The 20,668-nt window shown below is 61.9% G+C and carries 17 protein-coding genes; 9 read left to right on the top strand and 8 right to left on the bottom strand.

What is annotated here, in order from left to right:
• Positions 1-228 precede the first annotated feature (228 nt).
• From BN2694_RS03250 to BN2694_RS03235, 4 genes are read right to left on the bottom strand one after another with little or no spacing between them, the layout of a single operon-like run.
• Positions 229-3,432 carry a SpoVR family protein gene (locus tag BN2694_RS03250; protein WP_135662570.1) on the bottom strand — a complete coding sequence of 1,068 codons (3,204 nt, stop codon included), beginning with the start codon at positions 3,430-3,432 and terminating at the stop codon, positions 229-231.
• Positions 3,429-4,739: a YeaH/YhbH family protein gene (locus tag BN2694_RS03245; protein ID WP_135662568.1), complete on the bottom strand. Its 1,311-nt coding sequence runs from the start codon at positions 4,737-4,739 to the stop codon at positions 3,429-3,431. The genes BN2694_RS03250 and BN2694_RS03245 overlap by 4 nt, the downstream gene beginning before the upstream one ends.
• The gene (locus BN2694_RS03240; RefSeq protein WP_135662566.1) at positions 4,730-7,054 is read right to left on the bottom strand and encodes a PrkA family serine protein kinase; all 2,325 of its coding nucleotides are present in this window, start codon (positions 7,052-7,054) and stop codon (positions 4,730-4,732) included. The genes BN2694_RS03245 and BN2694_RS03240 overlap by 10 nt, the downstream gene beginning before the upstream one ends.
• Entirely contained in the window at positions 7,051-9,123 is a 2,073-nt protein-coding gene (locus BN2694_RS03235) for a PrkA family serine protein kinase (RefSeq protein ID WP_135662564.1), read from the bottom strand. Before BN2694_RS03235 ends, BN2694_RS03240 begins: the two co-directional genes overlap by 4 nt.
• A gap of 400 nt (positions 9,124-9,523) precedes the next feature.
• Between BN2694_RS03235 and BN2694_RS03230 the strand changes: the two genes are divergently transcribed.
• The 4 genes from BN2694_RS03230 to BN2694_RS03215 all read left to right on the top strand — a co-directional run bounded on the left by BN2694_RS03230 (position 9,524) and on the right by BN2694_RS03215 (position 12,095).
• On the top strand, positions 9,524-9,910 hold the full coding sequence (locus tag BN2694_RS03230) for a DUF5820 family protein (protein WP_135662562.1): 387 nt from the start codon (positions 9,524-9,526) through the stop codon (positions 9,908-9,910).
• 26 nt (positions 9,911-9,936) lie between these two features.
• Positions 9,937-10,386, top strand: coding sequence for a UPF0179 family protein (locus tag BN2694_RS03225; protein WP_135662560.1), 450 nt, complete (start codon positions 9,937-9,939; stop codon positions 10,384-10,386).
• Positions 10,387-10,391: 5 nt separating this feature from the next.
• Entirely contained in the window at positions 10,392-11,270 is an 879-nt protein-coding gene (locus BN2694_RS03220) for an isoaspartyl peptidase/L-asparaginase (RefSeq protein ID WP_135662558.1), read from the top strand.
• A gap of 165 nt (positions 11,271-11,435) precedes the next feature.
• The gene (locus tag BN2694_RS03215; protein WP_244605345.1) at positions 11,436-12,095 is read left to right on the top strand and encodes a hypothetical protein; all 660 of its coding nucleotides are present in this window, start codon (positions 11,436-11,438) and stop codon (positions 12,093-12,095) included.
• Between the two features lie 27 nt (positions 12,096-12,122).
• Here the strand turns inward: BN2694_RS03215 and carA are convergent, their stop codons facing one another.
• Positions 12,123-13,169, bottom strand: a complete 1,047-nt coding sequence (gene carA / locus BN2694_RS03210) for a glutamine-hydrolyzing carbamoyl-phosphate synthase small subunit (protein WP_135662556.1) — start codon at positions 13,167-13,169, stop codon at positions 12,123-12,125.
• A 102-nt stretch (positions 13,170-13,271) separates the two neighbouring features.
• Between carA and BN2694_RS03205 the strand changes: the two genes are divergently transcribed.
• From BN2694_RS03205 to BN2694_RS03195, 3 genes are all read left to right on the top strand, one after another.
• Positions 13,272-13,685, top strand: a complete 414-nt coding sequence (locus tag BN2694_RS03205; protein WP_135662554.1) for an Lrp/AsnC family transcriptional regulator — start codon at positions 13,272-13,274, stop codon at positions 13,683-13,685.
• A 207-nt stretch (positions 13,686-13,892) separates the two neighbouring features.
• A complete protein-coding gene (locus BN2694_RS17885) occupies positions 13,893-15,107 on the top strand; it encodes an outer membrane protein assembly factor BamB family protein (protein ID WP_135665414.1) in 1,215 nt (404 codons plus the stop codon).
• On the top strand, positions 15,104-15,961 hold the full coding sequence (locus tag BN2694_RS03195; protein WP_244605344.1) for a hypothetical protein: 858 nt from the start codon (positions 15,104-15,106) through the stop codon (positions 15,959-15,961). Before BN2694_RS17885 ends, BN2694_RS03195 begins: the two co-directional genes overlap by 4 nt.
• 50 nt (positions 15,962-16,011) lie before the next feature.
• Here the strand turns inward: BN2694_RS03195 and BN2694_RS03190 are convergent, their stop codons facing one another.
• Positions 16,012-16,509: a hypothetical protein gene (locus BN2694_RS03190; protein ID WP_135662552.1), complete on the bottom strand. Its 498-nt coding sequence runs from the start codon at positions 16,507-16,509 to the stop codon at positions 16,012-16,014.
• A 1,057-nt stretch (positions 16,510-17,566) separates the two neighbouring features.
• On the opposite strand from BN2694_RS03190, the gene BN2694_RS03180 reads away from it, so the two are divergent.
• Together BN2694_RS03180 and BN2694_RS03175 are read left to right on the top strand one after the other, a co-directional pair.
• Complete coding sequence (locus BN2694_RS03180) at positions 17,567-18,130, top strand: NUDIX hydrolase (RefSeq protein WP_135662548.1); 564 nt, start codon at positions 17,567-17,569, stop codon at positions 18,128-18,130.
• A 94-nt stretch (positions 18,131-18,224) separates the two neighbouring features.
• Entirely contained in the window at positions 18,225-18,422 is a 198-nt protein-coding gene (locus BN2694_RS03175) for a heavy-metal-associated domain-containing protein (protein WP_135662546.1), read from the top strand.
• Here the strand turns inward: BN2694_RS03175 and BN2694_RS03170 are convergent.
• Positions 18,404-20,134 (bottom strand): sensor histidine kinase, encoded by a 1,731-nt coding sequence (locus BN2694_RS03170; RefSeq protein ID WP_135662543.1) that lies wholly within the window; start codon positions 20,132-20,134, stop codon positions 18,404-18,406. The two genes, BN2694_RS03175 and BN2694_RS03170, sit on opposite strands and share 19 nt — an antisense overlap.
• Positions 20,135-20,174: 40 nt before the next feature.
• The gene (locus BN2694_RS03165; RefSeq protein ID WP_244605343.1) at positions 20,175-20,477 is read right to left on the bottom strand and encodes a hypothetical protein; all 303 of its coding nucleotides are present in this window, start codon (positions 20,475-20,477) and stop codon (positions 20,175-20,177) included.
• Positions 20,478-20,668 lie beyond the last annotated feature (191 nt).

The raw sequence follows: 20,668 nt of genomic DNA, 5'->3' as shown, positions 1-20,668 counted from the left end.
TGATATATTCGTATAAGGAGTCTTCTACAGGCATATTTCGGCCATTTCGGGCGTTCTATCACTGGCGAGAACGGTATCGGGTCTGATACTCCGAGTGTCAGTGATATCGAACGTGCTCGCTGGCGTGGTCGATACAGTCAGCTCGCCCGGTCCACGGCACGAAAATAGGGGACGGCGATCGACTCAGACGGAGTGATCGCCAGCAACTGTTGAGGCCCGGGACTACCCTCATAGCCAGTCGTCGGGTTTCGTGTCGTAGTCGACGTCTTCGGCCGCCAGGTGTTCGACAGTCTCCCACTCGACATCGTTGATCGTGACGTGAGCACCGTCGTACCGCAAGCGTTTGCCGACCTCGACTGCCTCTGGCTCCTCGTTGCGTCGGCGCGCGACCTCGACGTCGTGATCGTCGAACTCCTTGACGATCGTCAGCAGATTGGCCGGTCGGCCCCAGAGTTCGAAGACTCGTTTCAGGACGTCGGTCGCTTCCTCGACGTCGAGCATGACGCCGTTGTACCGGTGGGCCAACAGCAGTTCGCCGCTGTTGTCGTAGTTGGCGTCCTCGACAACGATCGTGGGTTTTCCGAAGTTCGTGAACTTCAGCATGAGCTTCCGTTTGACGTCTTCGGGATCAGTACTGGAAACCCGGAAGTCGCCGGTCTTGTGGCTGTGCTCGTAGGCGAAGTAGTTGTTTTGCTCGACGAACTCTCCGGTCAGAAACGCGTCGATGAACGTCACGTCGTTGTGACTCTCGCGGAGCTCACGCATCCGGTCCCACCCGCGTGTATACTCGACGTCGTCCAGTGCCGCCTCGACGCTGTCGTAGCGGGCGTCGTCGAAGAGATACCGCGCGATCGACTCGAGCTTCGATTGATTCGCCTGGGCTAGGAAGCTCCGGTTCTGGGGTTTCACCAGCGAGTAGTGTCGCTGGGCGAGGCCCTCGTAGGTCAGGACTTTCCAGGGATACCGATCGACGGCGATCTCACCGTCGCGGGCGCTCGCCAGTGCGTCGGCGTCCACGCGCGGATCGCCCGGATCGATGGACTCCAGCCAGCCGGGAACGTTCTGTAGCCAGGCAGGCGGCGTGAGTCGTTCGCGGACGGCCGTGAGATCGACCTCGCTTTCGAGATTCCGCCAGGTGATCCCCTCGACGCGGAGCAGGCGCTCGAGGACTTCCCGACGGTTGGTCCGGTTCTCGACGTACTCCCAGAGTTCCTTGCCGAGCTTGTAGGGATTCAGCCCACCGGACCCCAGCACACGGGCCTGGTGATCAGCGTAGGTCAGGAACTCCTCGTCCCCGGCGAAGGCCTCCTCGCCCATCATCATCGATTCCCAGTAGGAGTTGTGATTGACGAAACCGGCTGCCGCGTAACGATGGGTCTCGCGGACCGAGATGTCGTATACGTCGCTGACCCCTTCCTCGACTGTCTCGACTTCGTCGGTCCAGGATTCGGATTCGAACCAGGAAACGTCCTCGAGGTACTCCGTGAGTGCACTCGCCTTCTCTTCGTATCCGAATCCGATTTCGTCTGCGAAGACGTCGGCCGACTTCCCTGTCAGGTGGACGTGATAGCAGCCGTCGGACTGCTCGCGCCGCCGGCTCAGGATTCCGAAATTCGAGAGCAAGAGCTGGACCGTCTTCGACGTATCCTTGCTCGCCGTCGACAGGATCACGCCCTGGTCACCCGCGTACCCGTCGGCATCGAACAACCCATTGAGAAACGCTGCCACGACCCGACGGGGGGACTTGCGGATCTGGTCGGGGACGGTCTTTTCGGCGGCCGCTTTGCCTATCGGAAGGGCAAATTCCTCGATCAGCAGGTCCCGGAGGTGCTTCGAGTAAGCGTACACGCGCCAGCGCGACCCGTCCGCCTCGACAGTGGGTTCGTGACCGAACAGTTCCGAGATCAGTCCGGCGAACTCCTCTGCACGCGCCTCTTCGCCCGACGTGAATCCGACGTGGCGGGAGTTTGACGGCACGTGACCGTCGCCGATCAGTAGTCCGAGGAACCGTCCGAACGCCTCCGTAACCTCCTCCGGGATCCTGATCGGATCGCGCTGGGACAGACCGGGGTTTGACCCGTCGTACACGGCAAGCGCGTCCTCGATGGCGTCAGCCCGTTCCGCCCGATCGGTCTGCCGATAGCGCATCACGGTCCAAACGGACACCCCGGCCGCCACAGCAATGTCCTCGAGTGTCGTGTACTCCGGGGAGTCCCATGTGACCGGCTCGTACTCGTCTGCCCACACGTCAGCACCGCCGCTGACGGCGATTTCGTCGCCGGGTGACAGCTCGTCGAGTCGGATCCACTCTCCGTTCGGAAGACGGACACGGTGGTTGTTCGAGCCGGTCAGTTCGAACCCGCGGCGCGTCTCGATCGTGACAGTGTCGTGATCGGGAATGACGTTCGAGTCGTAAACGTCCCGAACGTGATCGCCGTCTGAAACGTCTACGTGGTTCCCGACGACATCCCGCATCGAGAGGAGTCCGTCAGCGGTGTAAACAGGCGTGTCCGGTGCCACACACGCCCATCCCTCGTTCATCACCTTCGTCATCTTCTGGGGAGCGAAGTAGTGGGCCTCCCGGCGCAGTATCTCGAGTATCTCCCGCTGCCAGTCGGTCATCTCGACGGCCCTGTCGGCCTCGTCGTCGTACTGCTTGCCGTGGGCCGCCAGGAAGCCAATGAGGTCCTCAACGGGTTCGGGCGGGAAGCCACTCTCCGCCTCGGAGTGGTCAGCGAAGAACTCCTCGCCGAACACCTGTCCGGTCACTTCCGCGGAGAGTTCGAGTTCCTCGATAGCTTCCTCGGGATCGGGGCCGTCGATTTCGTCGTCCCCGTGGGCCGGTTCGACGGGCGCGTAGGGGGCGTGCTGGTCGATGGTATCCTCCAGACAGAGGACGTGATCGATCCAGCGTTCGACGGCCTCCCGGTCGATATCGGGATCGGCCATGAACTCCCGGATTCGATCGGCGTGGCGGGCGAGCATCGCCGTGGCGTCCGGTCCGCGGCGATCGGCGCCGGCCCGCTGGTCGGTCCCGTCGGTGAACAGGCCGAACCACTCGTTGTTGGCGAAGAAGTCGGCGTGAGCCTCGACGTGGGTGATGACGGCCTTCTGGTCGGCCAGGGAGTTCGACTCCTGGAGGAAAGCGTGGGCGGGGTTGTCGTTGTTGACGATCTCGAAGGCTTTCCCGCCGAGGAACTGGCCCTGCTTTTGCTGGCGGTCGTAGGCCATTCCCCACCGCCAGTGGGGGTACCGTTGCTGGAAGCCGCCGTAGGCGATCAAGCGATTCATCTCGTCGTAATCGACGACCCAGTAGTTGACGGGATAGGGTTCGAGTCCGAGGCGACGGGCCAGTTTACGGGCCTCCTCGACCGGCTCCCGGAGTCGGCGTGCGATCTCCTTTGCTTCCGTGCGGTTCTCAATGGTACTCATGACTCCTCCGTGCTGAGGATTTCGTAGATAGCCTCGATCACGTCACCCGGCTCGTTGACAAACGCTACCGCCACGTTGTCACTGCCGGCGAAGTTACGGGTCACTTCCTCGGCGTGGGTCGCGTTGATCGCCTCGCCGCCCGGCTGGGTCTCGACGTAGGCGTGGAGGTTGGCGTCGATCTTTTCCATCAGAGGGATGACGCGTTCCTCGGTGTCGTTGCTGGAGTTCTCGCTATCACCGGCCGCCAGGACGTAGCGGTTCCACTCGCTGTAGGGATATTCGGCCTTGAGGATCTCCTGGGTTAGCTCGTAGGCGCTGGAGATTCGCGTCCCGCCGCCCGATCGAATGCCGAAAAACTCCGATCGATCGACTTCCCAGGCGTCAGCGTCGTGGGCGACGTAAACGAACTCGGCGTTGTCGTACTTGCCCTGGAGATACCAATCGAGGGGCGTGAACGTACGCTCGACGAGCTCGCGTTTCTTCTCGCGCATGCTCCCCGAGACGTCTCGAATGTTAACCACGACGACGTTTCGCTCCTTGCGCTCGATCGTCTCCGGGTAGCGGTAGCGCTCGTCCTGCCGGCGGAAGGGCACGTCGTCGATCCCCTCTCGGCGGATCCGCTCGACCGCCCGTTCGCGCTCGACGGCCGCCTCCATGGTCTCGATCGAGTCCCATTCGGCTCGTTCGCCTGACGGTAAATCATCGTATTCGCCTTCGATCCAGCCCAGCGAGACGGGGATGCCGTCGGCTCGGGCCCACGCGAAGACTTCCTCGGGGCCCCAGCTCTCGACTTTCAGTGCCTCGCGAACGTAGTCCTCATCGAAGTCCATCGCCAGCTTCCGGGTGATCCCGCGTTTGAACAGTGTCTCGAAATCGAGCGTGCTCGAGGGGCCAGTCCGGGCGACGTCGGTGAATTCGCCGTCGACTTCCTCGACGACCTTCTTGCCCTTGGGTTCGAGATCGAGACCGAGTTCTTCGTCGAGTTCCTGGGCGAACTCTTCGGGATCCATCTCGTAGTACTCGTGCTCGCCGCCTTCCTCGCCGGGGTCGCCGTCTTCGTCGCCGTCACCGGGTTCGGGCTGGCCGACGGGATCGCCGACATCCGGCTGTTCGCTCTGGCCCTGGCCGACACCGCCCCGATCACGCCGGTCGTAGACGAACTCTGGCAGGTCGACGATCTTGATCGGGATCCGCACCTCGTCGGCGCGGCTCTCTCCGAGGTCGCCGTACTGGATGAACTCGGCGAGGTCTTGGCGACGCTGTTCGCCCACCTCACGGTAGCGTTCGAGGTCCTCCCTCAACCCCATCGGTGGGCCACCTCCGTTAAGACGTACTGACTGGTCAACTCCGCCGAGGCAGGACTGTAGCCCTGATCGGCGACCATCACGTCGATCGTCCGCTCCTTGACGCGCTCGGTCTCGGTGCCGGCCGGCGGATCGGCCCACTGGTGGGGGTCGAAGTCCTCGAAGGTCCGTCGGACGGCCTCCCAGTCGTGACTGCCGAGAATCGACTCGATGACGGGGATCGACTCGGGGTCGAACTCCTTGAGGGCGAATCCCTCGTCGCGTGACTCCCAAGCGTGGCGGTTGATCGCGGTCACGATCTTGTCGTTGCGGAACGCCTCGACGGCCTCACCCGGTTGCTCCCCGTCGTAGTGGCCCTCGTCGAAGCGCCCGAGGTGTTCGACCTCGAAGACCCGCATCGCCAGCGGGTCCGGGGGCACCTCCTCGCCGCGGTCGTTCTCGACGCGACCGTCCGTCGCCCACGCGTAGACGTGTTCGACGTACTCGGCGACGGTCTCGCGCTCGACACGCTTTTCCTTGAGCATCGCCGCGAGGACGTCTTCCTCCTGGCGAGTCGAGACGTGCGTACGGACCTGATTGACGCGTTCCTCGAAAGTCTCGACCTCGGTCTCGCCGAAGACGGGCGCGTCGGTGAGTCCTTCGGCCATCGCACCCAGTACGTCCCGGGGCATGATCACCGACCCGACATCTAGCTCGTGGTGATGTCGATCGCGATCGGCGTACAGCTGGTCGGCGATGACGTCCCGGGTGTAGGTGACGGGGATACCCTGTTCACCGTCGCTAGCCCCCTCCTCGAAGGCGAACTCGTCGGCGTCGACCCGTTCGTCGCCCGCCTCTAGATACCCCTGGTCGAAGAGGAGTGCCTTGTCCACCAGGTCCAAAGCGTCGGGCAGGTCCGCCCTCGAGAGCCGCGAGACGACGTCGTACAGTGCGGCGGCCTCGATCGCGTGGGGCGCGAGTTCGACCTCGGTCGTGCCCGCGGCCTCGCGGACCTCGATGGCCACCGGCTCGCGGATGCGCTCGGCGAGTTCGGCATACGAGCCGGCCGTCCAGACGGCCGTCTCCCCGGTCAGCTCGCGGTGGAGGAGTTCGGCCTCCAGAGAGAGCGTCGTGAGGTAGGCAAAGCGGTTCTTGTCCAGGCGGCGCTTGAGCGCTTTCAGTGGGTCCGACCCGCCGCGTTCGGCGTGCTGGTCGAGTTGGGCTTCCAGATCGGGATTGGAGATGATCAACAGCTGGGTGTCGACGTCCATCTCGATCCCGCGGTCGAGTTTCACTGAGCGCTCGTCGGGGACGTTGAGCAGCTTTCGCAGGAGATCTGCGTGCTGGGCGGCGTCCTCAACGACCGTCAGCACGCCGTTGCCCTGGCTGAGGACGCCGTCGTAGGAAAAGGCCTGGGGATTCTTCCGGCCCCGGGAGTTCAGCTCCCGGAGCATGCCGCCCATCCAGGACCCGACCAGCCGTTCCTTTGGCGTTCCCTCGTCCTCGGCGTGGAGGACGCCGATCCCCTGGCCGATGTCGACGACGTAGTTCTTCACCCGGAGGTGTCGCGGGTCGGTCACGGCTGAAAAGAGGCCGTCGACGCCGTCCCGGCGGTACTGTTCTTCCAAGTACTCGTAGGCCTCCCGCGAGAAGGGATCGAGGTCGGTCTCGACAGTCACGTCCGGGTGATCCTCGATCCGGTCGTTGAGGTCGGCGACGAGGTCGGAACGAATCTCCCGCGGAAACACGGCGAGTGGATGGGTCTGGACTGGGCTCTCCAGCCAGTCCTCGTCGTCGCTCTCGGGAACGTCGCCGTAGGTAAGACCGGCGGCCGTACTACCCGCGCCCGAGGCGTTCCACTCGACTGTGTAGCGCCGTCCTGCTTCCGTCCGGGAGTAGGCTCGCAAGCCGTTGATCAGACACCGCTTGAGTTCGGACTTGCCGGTCGCGGTGGGTCCCGCGATCCAGACGATCTTCTCGGCCTTGCCACGGCGGGCGGCGATCGTCCGGAGGTCCTCGACTAACCCGTTGAGCACGTCCGTGTTCCCCAGGATCGCGTGCTCGCCGTCGTTGTAGGGATCGTCGAAGAAGCGGTAGCGCTCGCGTTCTTCGCCCTCCTCGACGACGGTTCGGGTCCCGGCCGCTTCGATCGCATCGAGGAGATACGTGCTCGCGCCTGCGGCCAGGTGGGGTCGTTCGAGGATGGTCTCGACGTAGGATTCGAGACTCATCGGCGGCTCGTACGTCTCGGCTAGTTGACGATCGGCGGCGGTGACGTAGCTCTCGGCGTCGCCGCTTTCCTGGTCGATCCTGGCGTCGTCGCGTCGTTCGGGAGTCATTCTTCCAGTTCGGTCTTGGCGACCTCCGCGCCCGCGAACTCGAGGACTTCGACAGCGCCGTCCCGGGAGTAGCCTTGCTCGATCAGGGCCTCGATCCAGGCGTTGCGGTCGTCGTCGTCCATCTCCGAACTGGCGACCAGCGCGGAGAAGTTGATGTTGTGTTTCTTGTCGGCCCAGAGTTTCCGTTCCAAGGCGCGGCGCAGTCGCTCGTTGTCCTGTGGGCTGAACGTATCTCCTTCGCGAGCCCGTCGGGAGACCCAATTGCTGACTTCCTGGCGGAAGTCGTCCTTGCGGTCCTCCGGGATGTCTAAGTGCTCCTCGACGCTGCGGAGGAACTGTTCGTCGGGTTCGGCCTCCCGGCCGGTGAGTTCGTCTTCGACGGTGTCGTCGTCGATGTAGGCCATGACGTGGTCCATGTACTTCTCGCCCTGGCGCTGGATCTCCTCGACGTCGTAGGCCAGGGCGTGACGGACATCGTCGATCGCCCGGTCGCGGTACTCCTCGCGGGTGAGCTCGAGGTAGCGGTAGTAGGTCTCGAAACGGTCCTCGGGGATCGACCCGTGGTGTTCGAGATTGGCCTCGAAGTGGTTGAACGCCGTCAGCGGCGAGAGGAAGTCCCGATCGCGGTGCATCGAGTCCATGATCGCCTCGGCGATCTCGTCGCCGATGAACCGCGGGGAAACGCCGTCCATTCCCTCCCCGATGTCAGCCGATTGGGCGGCTTCCTCACGTAGCTTCTTGAGATCGACGTCCTCGGCTTCCTCGCTCTCGCCGTTGTAGGCCTTTGCCTTCTGGAGGATCGAGACGGCGGACTCGTCGGGTTCCTCGATGCGGGTGAGCACGCCAAAGAGGCCGGCCATCTCCAGAGTGTGGGGTTCGACGTGGATGTCCGGCAAGTCGGCATTGTGCAGCATCTTCCGGTAGATCATCGCCTCGTCCTCGTAGGCCAGGACGTACGGGAAGTCGATGCGCTTGGTTCGGTCGTTGAACGCCTCCATCTTCTCGTCGCCCTTCTTCTCGCGGTACTCGGGCATGTTCGTCCGGCCGACGATCACCTGGTCGATGTCGATTCGTGGGTTATTGCGCGGTTTGATCGTCTGTTCTTGGGTCGCATGCAGGAAGTCATAGAGGAACTCCCGCTGAAGCTTTAGCAGTTCCTCGCCGGAGAATATCCCGCGGTTCGCGTTACAGAACGCCCCGGAGTAGTCGAACGCGCGGGGATCGCTCTCGCCGTAGACGGCGATCTTGCTGTAGTTGACGTCGCCGGTGAGTTCGGTCTCGTCCTGGTTTTTCTTGTCCTTTGGTTCGAACGTCTCGACCGCCTGGCGCATGTTCTCGTCGGCGACCAGCCGGATGATCTCGACGTGGTTCTCCAGGACGGCCTGGAGGTCGTCGTCGTAGTTCGCGAGCAGGCGATCCATGTAAAACTCGCTGGCGGGGTCCAGGGACTGTTCGTTGCGGATCGTGTACGGCGCATCCAGAACCTCGTTCATGTCCTCGAGAACCCGGTCGCGCTGTTGCTGGGGTAACAGGACCAGCGGGTCCTGGTTCATCGGCGACCGGACGACATCGTCCTCGGGGTCCTGATCCGGGATGACGTCCCTGAGGTTGGTCCACCGGAAGGTGTACATCCGCCCCGCATCCAACCGGGTGTAGTCCTCGAAGTACCGCCGGACCTGCCGGTCGAAATCGGACTTCCCGGAGCCGACCGGACCGAGCAGAAGCTTGATCCGCTTTTCGGGGCCGAGACCCCGCGAGCCGCTCTTGACCTTGTTGACGAACTCGTGGATCGCCTCGTGGATCACCCGGCCGTAGAAGGTGTTTTCCCCCTCGTCGAGAGGATCCGTTGCGGCGAGGTCGTACTCGACGACGCCCTCGTCTTCGTCGTAGGTCGTCCCGTAGTGGTCGAACATGTCCGCGACGCGCTGGTGGGCGTTGCGGGCGATCTTCGGCGATTCCTGTAGCTCGTCTAAATACCACTGGAACGTCCGGCGCTGTCGCAGGTCGGCCGGGATCGAATCCCGGTAGTGCTCGTTCAGTTCTTCGAGGGTGTTTGGTGTGCCATTCATGCTATCACGATGGGATTGCCACGTTTCTCCACGCGACAGGCGTCGCCCCGTCTGACGGTGCTGACGACCGATGGTCACTCTCCCGGACCTGGTATGAGAATACATACCATTAGCCCGTCCGTGGGGAACTCCTGCCGACGGAGTGCCGATGGAAGGAAACCACCGATAGTATATTGTTTGGGTCCTACAATCAGTTAAGCGTTTGGCTGACGCAGGGCATGCCCAATACGAAAAGGCCGTTAGACCTTCGTAACACTCGATTCGTTCCGGTCGAGCGAGTCACAGAATCGAATTGAAATGCCATTTATAAGTACTCTCCCATATCCGTCCAGTTTCGCCCGTGGCAAGGTGTCGAATACACGACCGGGAGACTCAAGCGAGCGGACGGCCATGGACGACTGTGACGCTCGATACGCTACCCGAGGGATGGGTGGTCTGGAACGAGGAGCCGACGAGTCTCGTCCTCGTGTATCGGCCGGATGTCTTCGACACGGAAGCGTTCCCGGCCCCCTGCCTCCCGACGCTGTACGTGACTCGGGGTCATCGAGATCGCCGTCCGGGCCGATCAAATCCCGATCCCGACGAACCGTGGATCGCGAAACTGTACTTAGAGCCGGAGATCGAGGGGCCGAGTCGGGAGTTCGCGGATCGTGCGGGGGCCGAGGCAGGTGCTGTCGCCCTCGCCGAAGCGTTCGCGGGCGGGGACGTCGACTACCGAGATCTCTACCAGCAGCCTCGCGAGTCGTACCTCGACCGTCTAGACGTACTGACCGGTCGGGAGACTTAATCGGCGCGACGACGTAATTCGCTGCAATGAGTCAGATCACGCTTCTGGGAACCCGTCTCGCCGAGTCGGGCGTCGAATTCGTCTATGGTGGTGAATCCGCCGCTTGCGAAGGCTGTCCGTACCGTGAGCAGTGTCTCAACCTGGACGTCGGTCGACGCTATCGTGTCACGTCAGTGCGGGAGAACGCCAGCACTCTCGATTGTGCCGTCCACGACGTGGGTGTCACTGCTGTCGAGGTCGAACCCGCCCCGATCCGGGCCAACGTCCCAGCCCAGAGCGCGTACGCCGGCAGCAAGGTCGAACTCGAAGGGCCGTGCCCACACGAGGAATGCCCGAGCCACGAACTCTGTGAGCCTGCCGGCGCCGACTTCGAGACGACCTACCGAATCGACAGCGTCGTCGGCGAGCCGCCACACGACTACTGCATGCTCGATCGTGATCTCACGCAAGTCGAACTCGCGCCCCCCGAGGAGTGACCCGCGTGCAGTTGATCGCACACGGTGGGGCCGGCTCGTCGCCGGAGCACCCACGCCGACGGCAGCGGCGTCTTGACGCAGCCGTCGACGCCGGCTTGCGAGTCGACACCCCGATGGACGCCGTCTGTGAGACGATCCGTGTCCTCGAGAGCGATCCGGCGTTCAACGCGGGCGTCGGGAGTGCCGTCCAGAGCGACGGCCGGATCCGAACGGACGCTGGAATCATGACCGACGATCGACAGTGCGGGGCCGTCGCGGGGCTCGACGGTGTCGTCCACGCGATCGACGCCGCCCGGGCCGTCCTCGAGGAGACGCCACACGTGACGCTGGCTGGCGATCCGGCGGTGGAGTTCGCCGCCGCCCACAGCATCGAGACCGACCTCGATTGCTGGAGTGACCGGACGCGCCAGCGTTGGCGGGACGCAGTGTCGCCGGGTTCGACGGTGACAGAGCAACTCGAGTGGCTCGATGAGCACTTCGGCGGACACGACACCGTGGGGGCAGTGGCGACCGACGGCGACGCCCTCGTTGCCGGCACCTCCACAGGTGGTCGTTGGGCGGCGCTGGCCGGTCGGGTCGGCGACGTCCCGCAGATCGGTGCCGGGTTCTACGCGAGCGAGGCAGGCGGGGCGAGTGCCACCGGTGCCGGTGAGGACATTGCCCGCGAAGCGCTCGCCAGGCGCGCCGTCGAACTACTCGAGGACGGCTATTCGCCTCACGATGCAGCCCAACAGGCGATCGATACCTTCGGCAGGCAGGCCGACGGTACCGCGGGCGTCATCGTGCTAGACCAAGAGGGCACTGCAGGTGAGGCCTTCGACAGTCCCGCGATGCAAACTGCGGGCGCATCGAGGTCCGCGCCCCGTCGATGCGTCGAAAAGTGACGCCCGTCCACTTTTGGCCGATCGTTTGGAAGGATACCGGAAACAGGCACAATAGACCACTTTGGTGGCCAATACAGTCACGTCCGTAATACTCATACCGACGACGGGGTTTCGATCATCCATGCAAGGGCCGATGGAGGCCTGCCGCGCCGTCGAGGTGGCGAGATGATCGACCAGCAAGTCCTCGACAGGGCGGCGACGCTCGCAGAGATGGCGCCCGACGACTCGGTAACGGCAGCAGTACTCTCGGGCCGTGAAGCTCACTTCTCGACGGCGACGCCGCTCGCGGAACCGCCGGTAACCTATCTGGAGGATGCGGAGGCACCGGCCTACGTTCTCACGAACGCAAAGCGAGGGATCGGACGCGGTTCGAAACGGAACACGGTCTCCTCGGACGGCGAGCGACGGACGGTGATCCTCGTCACTGGCCGCCGGACGCTCTGTCTTATCGGCGGGGAGTCTGCTGACGAAGTTATCGAGGTCCCCCACGACGCTGTCGCCAAGGCGGAGTACAGTACGGGCTTTCGCGGCCACCGGATCGCCCTGCGGACGCCCCGCCAGCAGTACCACCTCTGGATTCATCGAAAGACCGAGGAGCCGCTTCTTGAGGCGACGACCGAGTTTATCGGGGATCACCGACCGGACGACCCCGAAACGCTCGCGGACGACGAGGCGAGCCGCGTCATGTACCGAGGACGACCAGTGAACCTTGACGCGGAGGCCAGTCAGTCGGGAGACAGTGAGACTGAGGACAATGAAACGGCAGCCTCAGACAGCGATCACACGATCATGTACCGCGGCAAGCCGGTCGATGACAACTCCTGATCACCGAGGATAGCCCACCAGGGGCTACTACCCATCGACGAGTTCGAGGACATCGTCGAAAAACGACAGCGAGTCATTCGGACCCGGGTTCGCTTCGGGGTGGTACTGACGGGTGATGATGTCCAGATCGTCGTTCTCTAAGCCCTCCGGTGTGTCGTCGTTGACGTTGATCTGCGTGACCTCCAACTCCTCGCCGGGTTCGGCGACCGTGTAACCGTGGTTCTGGGTAGTCATGACGACCTGGTCGGTCCGGAGGTCCCGGACCGGCTGGTTGACACCGCGGTGGCCGAACTCCATCTTCTCGGTCGACCCACCGAGAGCGTTGGCGACGACCTGCTGGCCGAGGCAAATGCCTGCCAGGGGTACATCGCCAGCGTATTCGTCGACGAGATCGGCCGCGGCCTCGAAGTTCTCGGGATCGCCCGGCCCGTTCGAGATAAAGAGGAGGTCGGGATCGAGTTCCTCGATTTCGGCAGGCGTCGTGTCGTAGGGCAGGACGTGAACGACTGCGTCACGCTCGACCAGCGACTGCTGGATCGAACCCTTCGCCCCGCAGTCGATCAGGGCCACGTCGGGTCCGTCGCCGTCAGCGTTGTACACCGTCGGCTCGCTCACGCTGACCTGGCTGCCGATGTCCGTGTGCTCGCTCATGTGCTTACACTGGCGGAGTTCAGCCAATGCGTCCTCCTCAGTTACATCCTCGCCGGCCGCGATCCCGCACTTCATCGCGCCCTCGTCGCGGATCTCGGTGACGAGTTCGCGCGTATCGATGTGATCGACGGCAGGCCGTCCCTCTTCTTTGAGCCACTCGGCGACATCGTCGGTCAACTCCCGTGCGACGACGCCCCGGGGATGGACGCGATCGGATTCGAAGCGTTCCTCTCGGACCCCGTAGTTACCGATCAGCGGATAGGAGAAGGTGAGGATCTGCTCCTCGTAGGAGGGATCGGTCAGGCTCTCCTCGTATCCGGTGTAGGCGGTCGTGAATACCAGTTCACCGCGGGTCGTCCCCGGTGAGCGGGCGCGTGCCTCGACGACGCGCTCGCCCTCCAGGGCCACGTAGGCGTCCGTCATTACGAGATCCGTACGGAAGGTCGCCAGATAAGCGTTGCTTTCGAAGCAGAGTTACGAAATTCGTAATCCTCAAGTACGGACCCCCGGTACTCTCCAATCTCGATGGACGATCTGGACCGCGAAATTCTGAGCATCCTCCGGCAGGACGCCCGGACGCCGTACACAGAGATCGCCGACGAGATCGGCACCTCAGAGGGAACGGTCCGGAACCGCGTCGAACGACTCACTGAAGAGGGGGTCATCGAACGCTTTACCGTTGCCACCCGGACGGGGAACGTCAAGGCAATGATCGAGATCGAAGTCGATGTCGATGTCGACCACCATGCCCTTGCGGATGCGTTCGTCGAGTGGGCAGAGGTCGACTTTGTCTGGGAGGTCAGCGGCGAGGAAGACGTCGTGTTGATCGTCGACTGTGCCGACACCAGTGAGGTCAACGATCTGATCACGCGGGCACGCGAACGTGAGGAAGTCATGGGGACGAAGACGAGGTTGATCCTCGAAGAGCGTGTCGGATAGACATAACGTGTCAGAGAACGTGTGCCACAGTGTTAGAGTGTAGCTCGTAGTGGCATATGTGCGAATGGATCTGGTTGTAACGGCCAGTCCAAGATACAGAGGGTGAAATCAGCACGATCAAATAAATCCCCTGTAGCCTCAGCCGTAACTGAGTTGGGTGAAAAGACCGATAGCAATATTTCTGCTTGGGGCAAACCGGGCCAACAGATGTCCCCCTCACGACGCCGGTTTCTTGGAGTAGCCGCCCTAGGAATTACCGGTTCAGTTGGCCTCACGTCTCTCGATTCGCAGGAACAGACAGATAGTCAATCATCCTCCGACTGGCCCATGGGGCGGTACGACCCTCCCGGAACCGGGTACAACCCCAACGTATCGGGTCCAAAAGACAACGTTGCAGTCGCGTGGACACATCAGGCACCGGACTGGTTTAGGGGGAGTACCCAACCTATCCGCCGGGGGAAGACACTATATGTCGGTGGCAATGGACTGCTTGCACTCGATACCGAGACTGGGAAGCGACGCTTCGGCTTCCAGGGGCCCTATCACTCGAGTCCAGCGATCGCGCCGGCATCGATCTATCAGACCAAGACACTCGGCATAACCGGACCAACTGGCACTTACGGGCTCAACGCGAATGGTGGGCAGGAACTTCCCGTAACAGAGGTGAGAGTAGGTGGCGAGCGATGGACAGGGCCACAATCACCTGCGTCCGGTTTCTTCGGGCCGGCCGAGTCAACAACCCCGGTCACTGCGAACGAGAAGATATACACGGCAATACCTGGAACGAACTCGGTCGTCGCACTGGATCCGAACAATGGGGAGGTTCTGTGGCAACGAACCCATCACAAAGACGAAGCCGCCAGTGGCACGTACAATAGACCCGCAGTGGACGACGATATCGTATTCGTCACCGCGTGGCCACAACAGGCAACTGCATACCGTGCTGATACTGGTAACCAACACTGGCACCGTGAACTCGAGGAGACGATGGTGCTACAGCCAGTGGCGACAGACGAGGGCGTCGTCATTCCGACGCGCGAATCAGTCCAGTTGCGTGCCCGGTCCGATGGCTCACTCCTCTGGAAACGCAACCTCGACGGGAATGCGACCGACAGCACGCCAGCAGTGGCCAACGGGACGATCTTCGTTGCCGATGAACGAGAGTCGCTACATGCGCTCTCACTGGCAACCGGCCAGACACGGTGGACAGCGCCGTTCGATGGGAAAACCACACCAGTCGTCGCTGATGATCGCGTCTACGCCGTGGACTCACTCTGGGCGCTAGAGGCGTTCGACATCGCCACGGGTGAGAAGCACTTCGAGTATCAGCCTTCGGAAGTCCCCCTCTCGCCACCGATTGTCGGGGATGGCACCCTGTATCTTGCCAATCGTAGCCAGATTCTCGCACTGGAGGAAGCATGAGACCTACTGAAAGTGTGGACGGAAGCGAGACGGATGCTTCGATCAGCCACTCATCCCAGACGACTCATCTGTCCACGCTGGGCGTACTCAAGTCCGCGCTTGGACGCATTCGTCGAGATCCGGCGCTCGCTACGCCATTTGCCGTCGTTGGTGTGTTGATCGCACTCGCCGACTGGCTTCGCCAGTACGATCCGATTCCGGTGGCATCGACCGACGCACTCAGTCAATCGATCAGTATCCAATATGCAGTGCTTCCCCAGGGGACTGCCCGAACGGTTCGACACGTTGGTGCGTTGGCGGATCTCAAGACACGGTATCTCCTCTGGGCTACCGGGCTCGAAGTCCTCGTTCCACTCGCGGTCGGAATCGCCGGCTGGGTGACGATCGCACTGGCACTCAATAGACACCCTCGTCTCCGTGCGTTGAGTCGGTATCTTATCGCACTGGCTGTGATCGCCTCGATCCCGCAGTTGCTGGGCGGTTACTCGGTCGATATCAATAATTTCCTGTTCGGACTGGTGCTATTGGCGATGGTCCTGTTCGTCTTGACCCGTCTGTACCTCTTTCCGGCGTTGCTGGTCACCGGGAGTGGCTTCGTGACGGCACTCAGGCAGAGCTATCGTCGATCACATGGTCAAACCATGACTATCGCCGGCCTCATCATCGTCATTGGCCTCGCCTACTGGGGACTTGCAACCGTGCCGGTAGCCGGCGGATTTCTGAGTACTGCAGTCGTGGCACCAATCCACGCCGTCACCATCGGGACTATCTTTTCGGCCGACTCTCGGGGCACAGAGTCGACCCCGGTCAATCAAATCGAAGCGAAAGATACAGGCTTGGACGGGAATCGGTAACTGCGTCCGTGAGGTTTCTCCCTCTATTGCAGATTCTATCAGCGTCTCACTCAGGTACACGTTGAGCTACCACTGGTACCATCTTTCTGGAAGGTCAAACTGTGTTCCTGGCCCCTTCTGGGACACGTCTGGATTTTCGTGGAGACATGCGTCTCGTTATTGCCAAGCTTTTCGACGAGATACACCGTCACGTTCCCACGCGTCCATCCATCAATCGTGGTCGTCTTTTTCTCACCGGGAGCTACGGTGATCTGTTGTGTGTGGATGCCATCATCGGCGATCGACACGTTCAGATCCCTGTCCGACCAGACTAACTGTGAGAGGGTCTTGAGCCTCTGTTCTCCATCTCTGGTTGTGACCTCGAAATTCATGTACATCGCTTGCTCTCTGCTCTCAACGGTGTAAGCTGACACCTGATACGCTGTCGTGTCGTTATTTTCGACGGTCAGTGTGGGTTGGGAAGGCCCGGAGACGGTATCATACAGGACATAGCCACTCACGAGCGCCAATCCGAGGAGGAGGAGCGCGATCGTTCGACGGGAGATCATCAGTGTGGTTCTGTTCTTGTAGGAAACAGAATATTATTCCGATTGTCTCATCCGAGTGCCACTATTCATAATCGAACTGTTGTGTTCGTATCCAAAGCAGATCTACTCTGGAGTAAACACTGCTCGAAGTGTAATCCACGTCGCCACCTGTTTCATCCGTCACAGGAATATGCTGAAGACTGTGGGAAGTATCTCGCCAGTACTGATTGAATCAAACGCCCGATTCTCGGTGTGCGAGGTGCTATGTTCGCGCTGTGTATCTTGCACGCGAGTCTTGCCAAGACTTGGATAGACTGGTCATGGGAGGCGTTCTATGATACGCTATCCCAGATGGTGCCCAAGACCAGCAGGACTTGTTTTGACGACGTTCGAGGAGTGGACGTTCCGGTTACCCAACACGGTCCGGAAAGACCGTCAGGCTGTACTGCGTGAGAGGGACAGATCACAATCAGTCACGAAATACGCGAATGGCAAACAGCACACAAACGCGATCGGACACAGGAGTAACTGCGTGATCGGGTCCGGCGGCGCGACGACAGCCGCAAGAATTTGTCCGCTTAGCCCGGCGAGGGAGATGATCAGTACATAGCGCTCTCGGCGTGATTGTGGGCTTTCACGATCGTGCGTCCCTCGCCAGTTGAGGAGATAATATACCAGGGCGATACCGGTGACGAGTGCGGAGACAGCCCAGAGCTCCGGGTGCTGACTGCCACGGGCTCGGGCATCAAGCACAATCCAGACACCAGTCGTAACCCAGACGGCAAAGAACCACAACAGACCGAATACGGCGAAGAAATCGAGCGGGAGCACGATTCACTAACCCAGTATGATCGATGGATAGTAAGTTTTACTTCATGGACTTGTCTTTCCGACCCATCGTAGAACCTGATTCCTACAGAGGACTGTTATCGAGGTACAGAGTAACAATTGTCTAAACGACACTTGCAACGATGGCGGGACACCAGTTCTGCAAATCGAGTGGGCCTGAACTGACAGAGCATCCGGTGAGCGTCGGAAGCGAAGACTGTTTGAACCATCCTTCCTACGTGGTAGCTATATGAGTTCGGACGCCGATACGACGGTCACCCACGAGAATGCTGGCCAGGACGTCATCGCAGTCGACGCCGATGACAACGAGGAGGGACTGGTCAACCGCCTCGACGCCCACACTGGCGAGGGCGTCCGCCATCGCGCGTTCACCGCGCTGCTGTTCGACACCGACGACAACATCCTGTTGGCCCAGCGTGCCCCGGAGAAGCGTCTCTGGGACACCCACTGGGACGGGACGGTCGCCTCCCACCCCGTCGACGGACAGACCCAGGTTGCAGCGACTCGCGAACGCCTCCAGGAGGAACTGGGTGTCGCGCCCGACCAGTACGACGACCTCCGCGTGACGGACAAGTTCGAGTACAAACGCTATTACATGGACGAAGGCCTCGAATGGGAGGTCTGTTCGGTCCTGCAGGCGACCCTGACCGATCGAACACTCGACCCCGACCCGGCGGAAGTGGCCGGCCTGATGTGGGTTCCCTACGAGCGCCTCTACGAGAATCCGAAGTGGTATCGCCAGCTTCGCCTCTGTCCCTGGTTCGAAATCGCGATGCGACGCGACTTCGAGTGATCTCACGTCGCCTTTCGCATCGACACTTCGACGCCGATTTCGCTTCGCTTTCTGAGGCGAAATCCGGAAAAAGTCCCGGCCCCTCTTTTCGGACATGGCACTGACGATCACTGTGACCGGAATGAGCTGTGAACACTGCGAACAGAGCGTCACTGAAGCCCTCGAAGACCTCGATGGTGTGACCGAAGCAAGTGTCGACCGCGAAGCCGAACAGGCAACAATCGAGGGCGACGCCGAACCGGACACCCTCGTCGAAGCTGTTGAAGACGCCGGCTACGAAGCGTCGGCCTGATTTTCCCCGTCGGGATTCTCCGGCGTCTCGGCGCGGGGCAACCGGACGATGACTGTCGTTCCATCGTCGTCGACTTCGAAGTCGATCGTCCCGCCGAACGTCCGGACGATCCAGGCGACCAGCCAGAGCCCGATACCGCTGCCGTGTTGCAAGGCAGTCTCGCGACCGTTTTCGATGACTTCCCGCTCTTGTTTGTCGATCCCTGGCCCGTCGTCGGCGATCTGCACTGTCACGCTCTCGGACGGTCTGTCGACCTCGCAGGACACGACGACCGTCGGTTTCGCGGCCTCGTTGTGGTCGACGGCGTTCGCAAGTAGTTCCTCGAAAGCGACACCTAGCGAGGTGGCCCCTTGGACGCGAAGATCTTCCTCGAGCGCCCGTAGTTCGATCGTCGCTTCCGGATGGGATCTTCGGACCGTATCGATCGCGTCCTGGAGGACGATCGCGAGATCGAGCGTCGCCGGTTCGTCAGCCTCGAAGGCCCGCGTCAACGTGGCGACCTTCTCGGCGCGCTCGGTGACGGTATCGACAGTCTCGACGATGCGATCGATCCGGGACTGATGTGTCTGGTCCTCGAGGTCCGCTGCCAGCAACTCCCCGTGGCCACGGACGACGTTCATCTCGTTGCGGATGTTGTGTCGCAACAATCGGTTCAATACGTCAAGTTGTTGTTCTCGTCGTATCCGTTCGGTCACGTCCCGGAGGCTGACGATCCGTCCGTCGGCCGCATCGAAGGGGCGTTCGAGGGGTGTTGCCTGGAGATCGTAGTTCCGAACCGAGCCGTTGTGCTCGATTGCCGTCACACAGTGTACGTCGTCGGTGTCTTCGGGGAGCGTTTCGGCCACTGTGGGGAGGTGCTCGGCGAGTCGGTCGCCGACGGCGTCCCGACCAGACGTCTCGAGGAGCGTAGCGCCGGCCCGGTTGTAGTCGGTGAGGACGCGGTTTTGGTCGAGGATGAATACCGGGTCGTCGAGTCGCGTGACGATCTCGTCGCGTCCGATCTCCCGAGTTCCTGCGGCGACGGTGAGCAACTCATTGCGGAGAATCGCGCCGGTGATGATAGCTCCCGAGGCGACGAATGCGATTCCCGTCGGATCGATTCCCCGCGGCGCCAGCCTGAACAGGTACGTCGCGTTCGCCACCAGCGGAACGGCGATCGCCCCGAGCAGTGCCGTACTCTGGGCGCGATACAGTTCGTTGGCCCGCACGGACATCCGGACGAGCAGGAACGCGCCCACGGCGATCAACGCGTAGGAGTACGCGACGTGTCCCCAGAAAGCGATCCCACGCGTGACGACGATGCCCGTGTACTCGATATTCTGGACGAAGACGAGTTCGGGGTTGCTCCAGACGAGGCCGTGGCCGCCACTCGTCCAGACCAGCACGACGAACGCGATCGGCTCGATCAGCAAGCCGAGCAGGTGTCTCGTTGCGAGCGTTCGGTCGTGTCCGGTGTACTCGACGACTGTCAACAGCCACGCCAGGGGGACGACAGTTGTAATCGAGAGTCTGAGCGAGGTCCAAAACAGCGTCGTCTCAAAGCCAGCGTTGGCGAGGGCGAGCCCCTCGGCGATCGACCACATCGCGGCACCGAGCAATAGCAACGAGAGCGGGGCTGCACCGGGTGTCTCCCGGTGAACGATCGCGTAGAGTGCGATCGCCGTGCCGAGGACGCCGGCGAACAGGACGAGCGCAAGGTAGACCGTCCACACGCCCAGCGGTTACAGGGACACGGGCAAAAAGGTGCGTCTCTCAGCCTGGGCCCCGCGAACGCAGCGCCGTCCAGACGCCCAGGGCACCCAGGCCGATCGCCGGGAGCAAGGGGACGATCAGGTAGGCATCTCTGAACGAGAACCCGACGATCCGAATGGAATTCTGAACCGGGCGGAACAGGATCAGTCCCCACGGGGCGACCAGAAACGCCAGGAACAGCGCCCCGAGGACCACCCAGACCTGCCAGCCCCGTGTCCAGTCAGTGTCTCCAGTCGACGCTTCGGACTTCGAGGCCGCTGGCCCGTCGCCGACGCCGGGCGATCCGATGTCGTCATCACTCATTGGTTGTCATCTGGCCAATGAATCGGGGCGTTGATCTGGAGCGACGGTTCGGTGACGCCGAGACGACTGGATGTCCGACGAGCGACGAGCGTCCCATATCGAGCCAGTCGGCCTCCACACGCAAAACCATAGCGTCGAGGCGTGGCGGATTCGACAGGAACCAGGGTTCTTTCAGGGTGTGCGTCCGAACC

This window comes from Halorhabdus rudnickae (assembly GCF_900880625.1).
Classification (GTDB): Archaea; Halobacteriota; Halobacteria; order Halobacteriales; family Haloarculaceae; genus Halorhabdus; species Halorhabdus rudnickae.
The sequence above is the reverse complement of the archived record's forward strand: the minus strand, read 5'-3'. Positions and strand labels throughout refer to the sequence as shown.

Bases quoted from the DNA above. Each gene is read 5' to 3' on its own strand.
- BN2694_RS03240 (WP_135662566.1), bottom strand. From the start codon at position 7,054: ATGACTCCCGAACGACGCGACGACGCCAGGATCGACCAGGAAAGCGGC.
- BN2694_RS03180 (WP_135662548.1), top strand. From the start codon at position 17,567: ATGAGTTCGGACGCCGATACGACGGTCACCCACGAGAATGCTGGCCAG.
- BN2694_RS03225 (WP_135662560.1), top strand. From the start codon at position 9,937: ATGAGTCAGATCACGCTTCTGGGAACCCGTCTCGCCGAGTCGGGCGTC.
- BN2694_RS03190 (WP_135662552.1), bottom strand. From the start codon at position 16,509: ATGATCTCCCGTCGAACGATCGCGCTCCTCCTCCTCGGATTGGCGCTC.
- BN2694_RS03175 (WP_135662546.1), top strand. From the start codon at position 18,225: ATGGCACTGACGATCACTGTGACCGGAATGAGCTGTGAACACTGCGAA.
- BN2694_RS03215 (WP_244605345.1), top strand. From the start codon at position 11,436: ATGATCGACCAGCAAGTCCTCGACAGGGCGGCGACGCTCGCAGAGATG.
- BN2694_RS17885 (WP_135665414.1), top strand. From the start codon at position 13,893: ATGTCCCCCTCACGACGCCGGTTTCTTGGAGTAGCCGCCCTAGGAATT.
- BN2694_RS03195 (WP_244605344.1), top strand. From the start codon at position 15,104: ATGAGACCTACTGAAAGTGTGGACGGAAGCGAGACGGATGCTTCGATC.
- BN2694_RS03250 (WP_135662570.1), bottom strand. From the start codon at position 3,432: ATGAGTACCATTGAGAACCGCACGGAAGCAAAGGAGATCGCACGCCGA.
- BN2694_RS03245 (WP_135662568.1), bottom strand. From the start codon at position 4,739: ATGGGGTTGAGGGAGGACCTCGAACGCTACCGTGAGGTGGGCGAACAG.
- BN2694_RS03235 (WP_135662564.1), bottom strand. From the start codon at position 9,123: ATGAATGGCACACCAAACACCCTCGAAGAACTGAACGAGCACTACCGG.
- BN2694_RS03165 (WP_244605343.1), bottom strand. From the start codon at position 20,477: ATGAGTGATGACGACATCGGATCGCCCGGCGTCGGCGACGGGCCAGCG.
- carA (WP_135662556.1), bottom strand. From the start codon at position 13,169: ATGACGGACGCCTACGTGGCCCTGGAGGGCGAGCGCGTCGTCGAGGCA.
- BN2694_RS03205 (WP_135662554.1), top strand. From the start codon at position 13,272: ATGGACGATCTGGACCGCGAAATTCTGAGCATCCTCCGGCAGGACGCC.